14 protein-coding genes are annotated in these 14570 nt (G+C 45.3%); 5 read left to right on the top strand and 9 right to left on the bottom strand.

Going from position 1 to position 14570, the window contains the following annotated elements; all coding sequences use genetic code 11:
* Position 1: 1 nt before the first annotated feature.
* Complete coding sequence (gene coxB / locus BM271_RS01475) at positions 2 to 1147, bottom strand: cytochrome c oxidase subunit II (RefSeq protein WP_046789872.1); 1146 nt, start codon at positions 1145 to 1147, stop codon at positions 2 to 4.
* Between the two features lie 29 nt (positions 1148 to 1176).
* Positions 1177 to 2097, bottom strand: coding sequence for a heme o synthase (gene cyoE / locus BM271_RS01470; RefSeq protein ID WP_046789871.1), 921 nt, complete (start codon positions 2095 to 2097; stop codon positions 1177 to 1179).
* A 310-nt stretch (positions 2098 to 2407) separates the two neighbouring features.
* Between cyoE and BM271_RS01465 the strand changes: the two genes are divergently transcribed.
* A complete protein-coding gene (locus BM271_RS01465; protein ID WP_046789870.1) occupies positions 2408 to 3301 on the top strand; it encodes a COX15/CtaA family protein in 894 nt (297 codons plus the stop codon).
* A gap of 39 nt (positions 3302 to 3340) precedes the next feature.
* Here BM271_RS01465 and BM271_RS01460 read toward each other — a convergent pair whose 3' ends face one another.
* From BM271_RS01460 to BM271_RS01445, 4 genes are all read right to left on the bottom strand, one after another.
* On the bottom strand, positions 3341 to 6775 hold the full coding sequence (locus tag BM271_RS01460) for a pyruvate carboxylase (RefSeq protein ID WP_046789869.1): 3435 nt from the start codon (positions 6773 to 6775) through the stop codon (positions 3341 to 3343).
* A gap of 169 nt (positions 6776 to 6944) precedes the next feature.
* Positions 6945 to 7757, bottom strand: a complete 813-nt coding sequence (locus tag BM271_RS01455; RefSeq protein WP_046789868.1) for a hypothetical protein — start codon at positions 7755 to 7757, stop codon at positions 6945 to 6947.
* Positions 7758 to 7831: 74 nt separating this feature from the next.
* Positions 7832 to 9025, bottom strand: a complete 1194-nt coding sequence (locus tag BM271_RS01450) for an FtsW/RodA/SpoVE family cell cycle protein (RefSeq protein ID WP_046789867.1) — start codon at positions 9023 to 9025, stop codon at positions 7832 to 7834.
* Between the two features lie 42 nt (positions 9026 to 9067).
* On the bottom strand, positions 9068 to 9355 hold the full coding sequence (locus BM271_RS01445) for an Fpa/YlaN family protein (RefSeq protein WP_017548425.1): 288 nt from the start codon (positions 9353 to 9355) through the stop codon (positions 9068 to 9070).
* 147 nt (positions 9356 to 9502) lie between these two features.
* Here BM271_RS01445 and BM271_RS01440 point away from each other — a divergent pair, with 147 nt between their 5' ends.
* On the top strand, positions 9503 to 9985 hold the full coding sequence (locus tag BM271_RS01440) for a hypothetical protein (RefSeq protein WP_082103655.1): 483 nt from the start codon (positions 9503 to 9505) through the stop codon (positions 9983 to 9985).
* Positions 9986 to 10143: 158 nt separating this feature from the next.
* Here BM271_RS01440 and BM271_RS01435 read toward each other — a convergent pair whose 3' ends face one another.
* Positions 10144 to 10473 (bottom strand): YlaH-like family protein, encoded by a 330-nt coding sequence (locus BM271_RS01435; protein WP_046789866.1) that lies wholly within the window; start codon positions 10471 to 10473, stop codon positions 10144 to 10146.
* Positions 10474 to 10497: 24 nt separating this feature from the next.
* Positions 10498 to 12342 carry a translational GTPase TypA gene (typA, locus tag BM271_RS01430; protein ID WP_046789865.1) on the bottom strand — a complete coding sequence of 615 codons (1845 nt, stop codon included), beginning with the start codon at positions 12340 to 12342 and terminating at the stop codon, positions 10498 to 10500.
* Between the two features lie 160 nt (positions 12343 to 12502).
* Here typA and BM271_RS01425 point away from each other — a divergent pair, with 160 nt between their 5' ends.
* The 3 genes from BM271_RS01425 (at position 12503) to BM271_RS01415 (ending at position 13746) form a co-directional block, all read left to right on the top strand.
* Entirely contained in the window at positions 12503 to 12694 is a 192-nt protein-coding gene (locus BM271_RS01425) for a DUF5325 family protein (RefSeq protein WP_046789864.1), read from the top strand.
* Between the two features lie 168 nt (positions 12695 to 12862).
* Entirely contained in the window at positions 12863 to 13426 is a 564-nt protein-coding gene (locus BM271_RS01420) for a hypothetical protein (protein ID WP_046789863.1), read from the top strand.
* Between the two features lie 26 nt (positions 13427 to 13452).
* Positions 13453 to 13746, top strand: a complete 294-nt coding sequence (locus BM271_RS01415; protein WP_158462225.1) for a hypothetical protein — start codon at positions 13453 to 13455, stop codon at positions 13744 to 13746.
* Here the strand turns inward: BM271_RS01415 and BM271_RS01410 are convergent.
* Positions 13731 to 14546 carry an inositol monophosphatase family protein gene (locus tag BM271_RS01410; protein ID WP_046789861.1) on the bottom strand — a complete coding sequence of 272 codons (816 nt, stop codon included), beginning with the start codon at positions 14544 to 14546 and terminating at the stop codon, positions 13731 to 13733. The genes BM271_RS01415 and BM271_RS01410 overlap by 16 nt on opposite strands.
* Between the last annotated feature and the right edge of the window lie 24 nt (positions 14547 to 14570).

The raw sequence follows: 14570 nt of genomic DNA, 5'->3' as shown, positions 1-14570 counted from the left end.
ATCAGTTACCCCCCTCTTCTGAAGAGTCTTCCTCTGAAGATTCTTCAGCGTCTTCTTCAAGTGCGCTTACATCTCCGGAACCTTCTTCAACCTTCAGCTCCATCAGATATTCAGCCACTTTATCGATTTCCTCTTCAGACAGGTCATAAGCGCCTGTCATTTTATTTCCCGGTTTCAGGCTTTCAGGATCGGAAATCCAGTCTACCAGGTTCTCTTTATTATGCTCAAGGTAACCTGCAATCAGGTCACGGTCTCCAAAGTTTGCAAGGTTTGGTCCTTGTGCACCGGCACCCTGAGGTGTTACAGCGTGACATCCAATACATGAGTTGTTGAAGATTTCCTGGCCTTCTGCCGCATCATCGGCTGAAGCCTGTGCAGGTTCCTCTACAGCTTTCATGTCAGCAAGCCACTGATCATATTCTTCCTGAGGAAGCGCTTTGACCTTGAAATCCATCAATGCGTGTGAAGGTCCGCACAGTTCCGCACACTTACCATAGAAGAGGCGCTCAGAATCTTGTGCTTTTTCATCATCAAATACTAAGTAAAAACTGTTGATCCCGTCTATGTTCGTATCCATCTTACCTCCGGCTGCAGGTACCCAGAATGAGTGTTTTACATCTGCACCATGAAGGTTGAAGTATACTTTCGTATCAGTAGGTACGACAAGTTCCTGGGAAGTGACCACTTCCTGGTTAGGATACTCGAATTCCCACCAGTACTGATGCGCTGTTACATTGACAATAACTTCTTCACTGTTAAGTTCGCCATCTTCAGTTTCCATGGCTTGCGTATCTGCCTGCTTGAACGTGAAGTAGATTGTAGGGATGGCAAGAATGATGAGCAGCAGGATAGGAATGCTTGTCCAGATCACTTCAAGTGTATGGTTACCTGCAACATCTTTCGGTTCGAAATCCTCGCCCACTTTACTTCTGCGACTCTTAGTCAGAGCAAATGTAAAGAGTACAACAACTACCAGAATTACCAATATCATGATGATGATGGAAAGCAGCATCAGGTTAAATTGTTCCTGTCCAACCTCACCAGCAGGCCTTAATGTACTAAGATGATTCTTACCACAGCCCGACAGAAATACCATAAGGACAGATATGAGACCTATCCATTTGGCATTCATCCAACGATTTTTCATGTAAATAGCCCCTCTTTCATACTTAAGCTTTAGAAATTCAATAATAGGCCGGCAATGATTATCATTACGAAGAAAATAATAATGTAGTTCAATGAGAAGACAAATACCCGACCGGCATAGCGGTTATAGTCTTCAACCTGACGGAACTTGTTAAGCGAAATCATCAGCCAGGCAAGATTAAGTGCCGTTGCAAGACCGACAAACCAAAGTCCCAGCTCCGTCATCAACAACGGTGTGAACAAGAGAAGTGCCACCCAAAAAACAATGGACACCCGTGTTCGGTGATTTCCTTTTACGGAAGGAAGCATTGGCACGCCCGCCTCACTGTACTCATCGCTCCGTCTGATGGCCAGCGCATAAAAGTGCGGCGGCTGCCATATAAACATCACGATAAACATCGCCCAGGCCAGCAAATGCAGGTTCGGGTCGATCACGGCCCAGCCGATCAAAGGCGGCATCGCTCCGGGAATTGCACCAATCACTGTATTGGATACCAGATGCCGTTTAGCATAAATTGAATAAACGACCGCATATCCGAAAGCGGCAATCAGTCCCAGCGTTCCAGCTGTAGAGTTGATCGTGAAAAGAATGATCTCCCCGGCAACCAGCATAGAAAAGCCGACCGTAAGTATCTGTCTGCCACTGAAAGTACCATCGACACTCGGTCTATTCTGCTTCGAAACCATGACGGAATCGATATCCCGGTCATAGAAGTTATTGAGAGCAGCAACGCCGCCGATGACCATTGCAGTGGCAAGGACCATGAGCAGAAGAACTGGAATATTGGCAAAAAATGACTGGCCGTAATACATCACTGCCAAAAAACCGGCAGCAAAAGCGGGCATCAGGTTCGCTTTGATAATTCCGTCTTTAACCAGGGTCTTTACAGCTTTAAACGTTATTCCCTTGTCAATATGATGCACATCATTTCCATATACATCACTTTGCATCTATACGCCTCCTTCCACCAATAAACACATTTATATTTAATAATAAATTAAAAAGGTCACATTTACTATACATTTCTGAAATAAAATCGTTACATTTTATATTGTTCAAAAATTGTTCATGAATGTGCCACATGATAAACAGCAATCTGATTTATACTTGGAAGAGAGCTTCTCGTACATATCGATTTTACCATATATTCCAGAATTGTTAAGGGCATTTCGGAAGATTCACAATTGCACTGACCAGTTCTTTCATATATATTATAAATCTGAGACCACTAACAGCATTAGGATTATTGAGGTGTTACCATTGTATAGAAACCTAAAGATTGTGGCTGCGGTAACTACGCTTATGATGGTCTTCGTTCAAATCGGCGGCGCCCTGGTCACCAAGACAGGTTCGGCCGACGGATGCGGACAATCCTGGCCGCTGTGCCACGGTAAGCTTGTACCGAGCGACTGGCCAATCGAAACCATCATAGAGCTGGCGCACAGAGGCTTTTCAGGCTTCGCAATCATTTTAGTCGGCGTATTGAGTTATATGGTTTTGAAATTGATTCCGCATAAGAGGGAAACAAAATTCCTCGTCGGACTAAGCATCGGCTTTATTCTCGCGCAGGCTTTAATTGGCGCGGCAGCAGTAATGTGGGGACAGAATGACTTCATCCTCGCAGCACATTTTGGAATATCACTCATCAGCTTCGCATCAGTGTTCCTTCTTACACTGCTCATTTTTGAAGTTGATACGAAATTTGAAGCACAGAGCCTGGTCTTCGGACCATTCCTGAGATACAACACGATTTTTCTGACGATATATATATATCTGGTCGTCTACAGCGGAGCACTCGTCAGACACACCGAGTCGTCCCTTGCCTGCCTGAGCTGGCCGCATTGTCAGCCCGGTCAGATCTGGGCAGCCGACTTCTACCAGTGGGTACAGATGGGACACCGTGCCCTTGCAGGTTTAATCGTCATCTGGATTTTGATCATCATGATTCACGCAGTGAAACATTACAGTCAGTACCGTGTCATAAAAAATGGCTGGATCATTGCCTTCGTACTCGTATTATTACAGGCAACAACAGGCATGCTGAGCGTACTTACCCTTGTAAATATATTTATTGCACTGCTTCATGCACTGTTCATCACCCTATTGTTCGGCTTATTATGTTATTTCATAATGCTGCTCTCAAGGACAAAATAAAAAATAACGGTCAAATTGACCGTTATTTTTTATTTTCATTTATTTTTCGACAACCATCATCAGGTCCATGGAGGCCACAGAATCCCCAGGTTCAACGAACACTTCACTTACTTTACCGTCAAAAGGTGCTTTTACAGAACTCTCCATTTTCATCGCTTCCGTAATAATGATAATATCACCCTTCTTGAATGAATCACCCGCTTTGAATTTAAGTGCACTGACAGTTCCCGGCATCTGTGCACCAATATGCCCAATATCAGTCGGATCCGCTTTTTTCAATCTGGCTACTTTTGATTCGACATTATCATCTTTGATATATACTTTCCTCGGGAAACCGTTCAGCTCGAAATACATCCAACGGTAGCCATCTTCGTGAACATGGCCGATGGAAAGCAGATTGACGATAAGCGTCTTCCCTTTATCAATTTCGATTTCGAGAATTTCATTCTTCCTCATACCGAACAGGAATGTCGGTGTATCCAGAACTTCAACGTTTCCGTACCTCTGATTTGTCGCGAGGAATTCTTTATATACTTTAGGATAGAGTGCATAGGACAACAGATCCTTATCGGAAACTTCATGCTCACAGAACTCGGACATCTCCTCTTTCAACTCGAGGAAGTCGACAGGTTCAAGCACCTTTCCTGCACGTTCCGACAAAGGCTCTGTTCCCTTCAGAACTGTTTTCTGCAGTTCTTCATCAAAGCCGGTGACCGGCACTCCAATCTCACCTTTGAAGAAGCTGACAACGGAATCCGGGAAGTCGAGATGTGCACCGCGTGAAATGACACTCTCTTCGTCCAGTTCATTCTGTACCATGAACAACGCCATATCACCCACTACTTTGGATGAAGGTGTTACTTTAACGATGTCGCCGAACATCATGTTTACCCTCTGGTACATTTTTTTGACTTCGCCGTAACGTTCTCCCAGACCGAGTGATTTCGCCTGGCTGAGCAGATTGGAATACTGTCCGCCTGGCATTTCATGCTTGTAGATTTCTGTATGCGGGCTCTTGATGTCACTTTCGAAGTCAGCATAGTACTTCCTCACATCTTCCCAGTACTCACTGAGTCTTTCCAGACCTTCGATATCTGCACGGATCTGTCTGCCGTTGCCCGCCTGGGCATAGTACAGGCTGTTTGCACTCGGCTGTGACGTCAGTCCGCTCAATGCACCAAGTGCCGTATCCACGACATCCACACCCGCTTCGATCGCTTTCGAATACATCATGATACCGTTGCCGCTCGTATCATGAGAATGGAGGTGGATCGGAATGTCCACGGTGGACTTAAGTTCTCCGATCAATTCATATGCCGCCTCAGGCTTGAGCAGTCCGGCCATATCCTTGATTGCCAGAATATGGACACCCTGCGCCTCAAGTTCCTTCGCCATCTTTTTATAGTAATCCAGTGTATAGATGTCGGATCGTTTCGGATCCAGTATATCCCCTGTGTAACAGATGGTCCCTTCAGCCACTTTGCCGGTTTTCAACACCGCTTCGATCGGATGCTTCATCGCTTCAAGCCAGTTCAGTGAATCGAATATTCTGAATACATCGATTCCGGATTCGGCACTCTCCTGTACGAACTTCTCCACGACATTGTCCGGATAGTTTTTATAGCCCACCGCATTTGAAGCACGGAGCAGCATCTGGAACAGAACATTCGGAATCTCTTTCCTCAGCGCTGCAAGACGTCTCCATGGATCTTCCTTCAGGAAGTTATATGCAACATCAAACGTTGCCCCGCCCCACATCTCCAATGAGAATGCATCTTTAAGATCATGGGCAGTGTACGGTGCAATCTTCTTCATATCGTACGTACGCATGCGGGTAGTAAGCAGAGACTGGTGTGCATCCCGCATCGTCGTATCCGTAATCAATGCATCGTCCTGTGCTTTCAGCCATTTCGCCAGCCCTTCCGGTCCTTCCTTATCAAGGATCTGCTTTGTTCCATCCTGGATATCAGGGGTATAGTCCGGAATTCTCGGTTTTTCAAACACCGGCTTATCCCGCTTATCCACTCCCGGGAAGCCATTCACTGTGATCGTAGAAATGTATTCAAGAGTTTTCGTACCCCTGTCTTTCGGTTTCTCAAACACAAACAGAGACGGTGTCGTATCGATGAACTTCGTGGAGTAATCCCCTTTTCGGAAACTTTCATCGCTGATGACGTTCGTCAGGAACTGCAGATTCGTTTTTATTCCGCGGATCCTCATCTCTTTCAGGCTGCGGTTCATTTTATCATTGGCGTCTTTGTAAGTCAGACCATGCGTCGACAGTTTCACGAGCAGAGAATCATAGTATGGTGAAATGACTGCCCCCTGGAATCCGTCCCCTGCATCGACACGTACACCGAATCCGCCGGCGGAACGATATGCCATGATTTCACCGGTATCCGGCATGAAATCATTGAGTGGATCTTCTGTTGTGATACGGCACTGTACTGCGTATCCCATAAGTGGAATATCTTCCTGCTTCGGCATATTGATGACTTCACCGAACAGGCTGTTGCCATCCGCAATCTGAATCTGAGTCCTCACGATATCAACACCCGTCACCATCTCAGTAATCGTATGTTCCACCTGAACCCTCGGGTTCACTTCGATGAAATAAAACGAATCACCTGATACGAGGAACTCGACAGTACCGGCATTTACATATCCGACTTTCTGCGACATGTCTTTGGCCGCTTCACAGATCTGTTCACGCATCTCTTCTGTCAGTCCGACAGACGGTGCCACTTCGACGACCTTCTGATGACGGCGCTGGACGGAACAGTCCCTTTCATACAGGTGGACAACGTTGCCGTCATTATCCCCGAGGATCTGAACTTCAATATGCTTCGGACGGTCGATGTATTTTTCAAGATATACATCGCTGTTGCCGAATGACTTGTCCGCTTCACTCTTTGCCCGTTCATAGCTGTCCTTCAGGTTGTCATCCTCGGTGACGATGCGCATGCCTTTTCCGCCGCCGCCTGAAATTGCCTTGATGATGATCGGATAGCCGTGATTTTCGATGAATGCCTCGACCTCTTCATATGAACCCACAGCACTGTCCGTCCCCGGAATGACAGGAAGGCCTGTATTCAATGCAGTTTCTCGCGCCTTCACCTTATCTCCGAACATATCCAGATGGCGCAGTTCAGGCCCGACGAAAATGATGCCTTCCTCTTCACAGCGTTTTGCAAATTCTTTATTTTCACTTAAAAAGCCGTAACCGGGATGGATTGCATCCACTTCGGCATCTTTGGCCACTTTGATGATCGCTTCGATGTTCAGGTAACTTTCAGTAGGCGAAAGATCTTCCCCGACAAGATATGCTTCGTCTGCCTTATATCTATGTAAAGCCCCTTTATCTTCATTACTATAGATGGCAACCGTCGTGATATCCAACTCGGTACACGCACGGAATATACGAATTGCGATTTCCCCGCGGTTAGCCACCATCAGTTTGTTTATCTTATTCATATAAAATCCCCTTTCCACATAATAGCTTATTATAATAAATATTCAGAATATATACAATAATATTCAGCCTTTTCTTTACTTATTACCAATGAAAACGTTTTCCAAAAGTCCGGTATCACTGCTCAAGATCATTTGTGAATAAAAAACCGCCTGTTCAGGGACAGGCGGGTCAATTGCATATTATACTGTGTGCTTTCTTTTTTGACTGTGTACGTAAATGGGATTCCAGCGTGGATTTCATTTTTTCATCATCCGTATGACGGGACAGCGGCTTTTTCAGATTTTCCTCCAGAATGGATATCCACGGTGTGTTTTTCATATCCAGCCCCGCCATCATGTCCACATGTTTTTTCAGACGTTTCTTTTCAAACAGCCCTAATTTGAATTTCTTTGAATGGAGATCGGACTGGAGTTCCGAGTACAGTGAGCCCAGGAGATACCCTTTTACCTGAAGTTCATATTCAAGGGGGAATACATAGGAATGTATGTAGGCTTTGAGCAATTCCGATATCTCCCCGTCACCGAATGATCGGGCTTCACTGATTTTGTCCATCATGCTTTTCAAGATACCGAAGGCATCCTCAAGCGCACCTTCAAGAGAAGATATCATTTCAACATGGGTTTTCAGAGGGGCGTAACTGCTGTCCTGTGATGCCACTTTATCAAAGGTATCCGTCAATTTGAATGTGTTTTTATCTGTCCGGTAACGATCCCTCAAATGAAATTCTTCCTTCAGCAGGTTTTGGACCTCGTCCAGAATTATTTTCCGGGCAAGTGCGGTCCTCGCAAACTTCCCGTCTACAAGTCTGTCATTTGAAACAACAGCCACATTCACCACCTGCCCTGCGGCATCTTTCATATTGATGAAGCGGAATGCATGCTCATTGTTCCGGTATACAAAAATGCTTTCAAATGCCTCCAGATTCGTTTCTTTCACTTTATCATCAACGAGGAGTTTTTTATTCTGTACACTAATTCCCACTGTAAAACTTCCCTTCCTGATAAAAGACAGCCCATATTACATGGACTGTCCGTTCAATTATCAATTATATGAGTCTATGCATTTTTCTTTTCTGCCAGCTTTTCCTTTTTGACGTGTTTCGCTGATATGATCAGCAATCCGATCGCGATGGAAATACTCAGGAATGACGAACCGCCATAGCTTAGGAGCGGGAGCGGCACACCGGTCAGCGGAATTAGTTTTGAAATGCCGCCAAGATTTATAAACAGCTGGAAAGTAATATATATTGCCACACCCATGCAGATCAGGCTGTAAAACTTATCCTTTGAAATCGCAGCATATCTCAGCGCTTTTATCACAATGACCAGATACAGGATGAGTATGGCAACGACTCCTATCAGGCCAAGTTCTTCGGCGATGACAGCAAAGATGAAGTCTGTGTGCGGTTCGGGAAGGTAGCCGAGTTTCATGACACCATTGCCGAGACCGGTTCCGAAAATTCCTCCGTGCGAAATGGAAACCAGCGCATTGGTAAGCTGATACCCCGTGCCTGTCGGGTCATTGAAAGGATGCAGGAAGGTGTCGATGCGCGCTGACTGGTGTGGGGAGAGGATGCTCCCTTTGATCATATAGATGATCACACCCACTGCGCCGGCAGCAAGTGAAAGTGCTGTGCCGACCTTCAGCAGGAAACGCAGCGGGATACCTGAATAGATGAAGATACCCGCAATAATTCCGACGATTACCAGACCCGTGCCGAAGTCATTCGAGATGACAAGCATCGTACACATTCCGATAAAGCCGATCGGCGCAAGATGTCCCCACTCCAGCCGTTTCAGCCGGTCTTTTTTGCGGTCATATATATAGGACAGATAAAGTATCGTCACTATCTTGAAAAATTCGGACGTCTGAAAATTGAAGCCGGCGAGTCTGATCCAGTTTTTCTCACCATTCACTTCCGTACCGAAAATCACTGTAATGATCAGCAGCAGAAGAATCGCCACAGTCGCAAGCATCTGAAAGTATTTATTCCTCAAAAATTCACCGGACATGAAATATGCCATGATGAAGACGATGGCATATCCGAGGATCATTGACACCATCTGCCTGACGTAATAATGGCTTGGATTCCCTCCGGTTATTTCACTTTTCGAGGCGACGACCATACTGGCGCTGTATATCATCGTCAGGCCGATCAGACTGAGCAGAACATATGTAATAACAATTGTGAAATCGACATATTTAGAATACACTTTAACGTAATTGAAGAAGTCCTTAATGATTGTCAAACTAATCCCTCATTTAAAAAAAGTCTAAAGATCAAAATCTCTTTAGACTCTATTCTCATCTCTCATATATGCATCATGTACTTTCGAAACTTCTTGTTCAAGACGCTCCAAAAGCTCATGGCCAACTACTGGGTCGATCAATCCGAGCCTGGATGCGAAGTGTACCTCTTTGGACAGGCCGAACATCTGTGTGTCTAGAACCTCTTCATAGACAGGACACTGGGGCATTGTCAAATTGTCCATCTGAACCTCGATGAGCTGGACAATCTTCTCCGCGTCCTTCTCGAGCTGCTCATATGCCTGTTTACTTAATTCTTCTTTACTGGACACGAAAATATCCCCTTTCCTGGAACTCTCTATAAAATTCTATATCACAGAAGCTAAAAAAGCAAGTAAATACAGAACCCGGAAAAGTGTAAATGTCATTTATTTTCAATCTGCAAGTCTGTTATAATTATAGCGTAAGGAGAGAAGATAATGATTATACAAATATTAGGGAAAGTACGATACCAGATTACACTCGACCCTTCCGCATGGATATTCGATGACCGCAAAGAAGACCTTGAGAAAGTCCTTGCCAAAGTAGCTGACGATGAAGAAATCCGGTTTGAAGACTCCAAAGAATGGAACCGTCAGATCATCGAAGGCTCCTCAAAGCCGCCGACACTCAAGACAGAGAAGAAATTCAAGAACAAAGATCTGCTTGAAGGCACATTCATCATCTGTCTGGAACCATTTTTAGAATATACAGAGCCGGAACGCGGCGAAGACGCAATGATCACCTTCACCCATGACGAAGGCGCAACCATCCTTCCATACAGTGAGCGCGGCAATATCTATGCCCAGTTCAGCCGGGAAGGCAAACGTCTTTATGATGACGGCATGGTGGATATCCTTGTTATAGAAAACGGGGAAATCCGTGAAAAGCTTATCCATGCAACAGGCATCAAATTCGACTGATACATATCGGTCCGGAATCTTGGGGCAGTATCCTGATTGGATACTGCCCTTTTTTCATCCGGTCAAATTCTGCAGCAGGCGCTGCCCCTGTGAATCAGTCACCTGAACGAAACAAGGCACCCTGTCGTTTTGACAGGGTGCCTTTTCATATCAATGCATCACTTTTTGGAGGTTTTGACGTTTCCCGCTTTTCTCTCCTGATGAAGCCTGAAACGGTAAAGTCCAAGGAAGAGAGCCGCAACAGCCAGACTTTCAGCCACCGGCAGGAATGCTCCAAAGAATGTCAGCATGATGCAGCCGACGAACATGACAATGTATATCACTACGTTTTGCCAGAGCTTTATCTTCCTGGCAAATCCCAGAACATACACAAGTATACATAACAGAAAAATTGTGATGAACAGATACCACATACCTGTCTGGGGATTGGTATCAAGACCATATATCCGGCCGAAAAATGTCAGGCGTTCTGTAACGTTGACATTCATCAAGATTGGGAGAAACAATTATACTCACTCCGCTTCAAGTTTGAACTTATTTTGCTTTTGCGCTTTTTCACGTTCGCTTTTTCCAAGAATCTGTTTCCTCAGGCGCACAGTTTCCGGTGTAACTTCCACCAATTCGTCATCATTGATGAATTCAAGCGCTTCTTCAAGTGTCAGTATTCTCGGTTTTTTCATCGTCGACGTCTGCTCTTTTGTTGCAGAACGGATGTTGTTGGCAGCTTTCACTTTTGTAATGTTGACTGTAAGGTCGTTATCACGTGTGTTCTGTCCGACAATCATGCCTTCGTAAACTTCTGTGCCCGGCTCCATGAAGTTTTCACCGCGGTCTTCAAGCTGAAGGATCGCATAAGTGGATGCGACACCTTTGTCCATGGAAACCAGTACACCGTTGTGACGGCTGCCGATGCGTCCTTTGAACAGTGGACGGTAATCTTCGAATGTATGGTTCATTATACCATAGCCGCGTGTCATGGACATGAACTCTGTACGATAGCCGATGAGGCCTCTGGCAGGGATGTCGAACTGGATACGGGTCTGTCCGTTCCCCGTGTTCACCATGTCGATCATTTCGCCTTTTCTCTGTCCCAAGGACTCGATGACACTTCCTGTGTGCTCTTCAGGCACATCGACTTGTACGCGTTCATAAGGTTCACATTTGACACCGTCAATTTCTTTAATGATAACTTCCGGTTTTGAAACCTGTAGTTCGAAGCCTTCACGTCTCATATTCTCGACAAGGATGGAAAGGTGGAGTTCACCGCGTCCGGATACTTTCCATGCATCTGGACGGTCCGTCTCATCAACGCGTAATGACACGTCTGTTTCAAGCTGCTGTGCAAGACGCTCTTCTATTTGCCGTGCTGTAACATATTTACCTTCACGGCCGGCAAACGGTGAGTTGTTGACTGAGAACGTCATCTGCAATGTCGGTTCATCGATATGGAGCACCGGCAGTGCCTCCTGATGATCGACCGGCGTGACCGTTTCACCGACATTGATGTCTTCCATGCCGCTGACGGCAATCAGATCCCCGGCTTTGGCGCTTTCGATTTCCAGTCTGTTCAGACCGAAGAAACCGAATAATTTCGTCACTCTGAAGTTTTTGACCGATCCGTCCTTCTTCATGAGTGCTACCTGCTGTCCGACTTTGATTTCTCCGCGGAATACACGTCCGATTCCGATACGGCCTACATAATCATTATAGTCGAGAAGCGCAATCTGGAATTGCAGCGGTTCGTCACTGTTATCGACAGGCGCCGGTACATGCTCGATGATCATATCATAGATGGACTCCATGTTTTCATCTTGTTTATCTGCCTCAAGGCTTGCAGTGCCGCTGATAGCTGAAGCATAAGCAACAGGGAATTCAAGCTGGTCGTCATTGGCATCGAGCTCGATGAAGAGTTCCAGTACTTCATCAACGACCTCTTCCGGACGGGCAGAAGGCTTATCGATCTTGTTCAGTACAACAAGCGGTTTCAAATTCTGCTCGAGTGCTTTTTTCAGTACGAAACGCGTCTGTGGCATAGTACCTTCATATGCATCAACGACGAGGATGACACCGTCAACCATTTTCATGATACGCTCCACTTCACCGCCGAAGTCCGCGTGTCCCGGCGTATCCAGGATGTTTATTCTCGTATCTTTATAGTTGATTGCTGTATTTTTTGCGAGGATTGTAATACCACGCTCACGCTCAATATCATTCGAGTCCATTGCACGGTCTTCAACATGCTCGTTTTCACGGAACATACCGGACTGCTTGAGCAGCTCGTCTACAAGGGTCGTTTTACCATGGTCTACGTGTGCGATAATTGCAATATTACGGATATCATTTCTGGAATTCATCAGGACTTTCCCTTCGTTTTTAGAATAACTCTTTCATAACTTAACTATTATATCATAATCCACACTATATTTACACCCCTGCAAAGGAAGTAAATACCATATTAAAGACGGCAGAATTATGGTATAATATCGCCTGAAAGCAGTTCGAAAAGGATGTGTATCCATGGCTGAAAAGAAATCAAAAGCAATTTTTGCAGTTCTTGCAACACTCGCTGTTCTGATGATGATCGCTTTTTCTGTATTCATCGCGGAAAGTATGCCGCTGATGGCCGTATTATCGGTTGTTGTCTTCATCGCCATATTCGGGGCCGGTTTCACTTTGAAGAAAAAGTACAGGGAGAACGGCTGGCTGTAAAATTACAAATATTGATTAGTTGGACGCAGATGGGTAGGATTACGGGAAACAGTGTGCTGTTTCCGGGTAATCCTTCTTTTTTTATACCCATTTTCAAACTTTTGCATTTTGCACAAAATTCACTTCCGGTCAACAATGTCTGTAACCAAATTTACAGGAGTGATTGCAATGAGAGATAAAGATGAAAAGTTGAAAGTATATGAATTCCTCTATAACCGCCTCCCCTTCTCAGATACCGAAAAACAGGAATTCAAAGCAATGCAGCGCATGGAAAAACTGGAAGCCAGATTCGAAATTGAACTGGCCAAAATAAAAACACATAACATGAAAATACACTGGCATACCGAAATTCTGGTCGACAGCGATTATGAAATAGTCAACGTGCTCATCGTGACAGATTACTGCTATTACCTCTTTGTCCTGCATGACCTGGAAGGCGAATATTATATCAACCCATTCAATATCCTCTGCCATGAAAACCATGAGGCGGCGCTTGATTTGAACAGGAGCGGGCGTATATATGAGATGTTCCGCGAACAGCTCATCGATGAAGGTAAATTCCAGCGGCCGATCATTTTAAAATATGTAATGATGAACAGCGGCTTCAAAATGAACGGCAGGCAATCGGAGCTGTTCCTCGCCGCCAAAAACCTGCCCTATTATTTAAAGGCCATCGAACATTCCGCTGTCATTAAAAAAAAGAACCATCACCCGGCTTCTACAAAATTTTGAACAGACACAGGGATTACACTGTGAATATGGACGGCCTGAAAAAAGGTATGAAATGCGCCGACTGTCACGCGTTTGACATGCAGATGCTGAGCAACCGGCTTTTCATGTGCAGCTCCTGCGGAGCCGTGGTGGGTCTTGAAAATCAGATTAAAGAATATTTCTCCCTGTACAGCAGGATCATACCCGATGAAGTCTACACCAGACGGGACATCAAAGATCATATCAATACCGACCTCAGCGAATATACGCTGCAGAAGATAATAAAGTCCAACTTCAGGAAGCTGGACAATAAAGAACGCATATATTATTTTTCACCGTGAGCTTTTCTGTGACTGCGGACGAATTTATCATCATTGATGAAGTATTGCTGCAGTTCCTTGTGAATGCTGGGGTTCCCTGCAAGCACACTGTCTTTTTTGAGAATATCGATTTCCTCTCCGAGCAGATTTGTTGTGAGGCCTCCCGCTTCAGCTAAAATGATCATGCCCGCGGCATAATCCCATGGATGCAGCCGGAAGAACAGTGCCCCGTTGACGATGCCCTGGGCTGTATTTGCCAGATCGAGGGCGGCAGAACCGTAGGAACGCGTACTTCGGGCATCTTTGACCACTTTTGTAAATGTTTGTCCGATATGGTCTTTGACTACCCAGTTTGCATTTACACATACCAGGGATTGTGCCAGTTTTGTATCCGCAACATGTTTGAGACGGACATCATTCTTATAGGCACCTTCTCCCGCCCTGGCATGGAAGAGATTATCATTCATGACATCCAGGATCATGCCGCAATAGGGTTCACCATCGATATATACACCGATTGAAACAGCAAAGTTCTGGAGCTGATGTACGAAATTCAATGTGCCGTCAATCGGGTCGACAATCCACAGGACACCTTCTGTATCCTCAATGTCAGTTCCGTGCCCCTCTTCACCGATGATTCTGTGATCCGGATAACGCTCCAGAATCCGTTCATAGATGAATGCTTCCGTTTCATGGTCAACGTCAGTCACCAGGTCATTCGGGTTCAGTTTTGCATCGACCTTGAAGTCCTGCAGCATCCTTTTCCTGATAAAAACACCCGCGTCGTTGATCAGGTGTTTTCCAAACTCGTAAATTTCCATAAATGTCCACCTCAAATGTTTGAT

Origin of the sequence: Salinicoccus halodurans (assembly GCF_900114445.1) — a bacterium.
Lineage (GTDB): Bacteria > Bacillota > Bacilli > Staphylococcales > Salinicoccaceae > Salinicoccus > Salinicoccus halodurans.
This window is presented reverse-complemented; position numbering and strand designations above follow the sequence as displayed.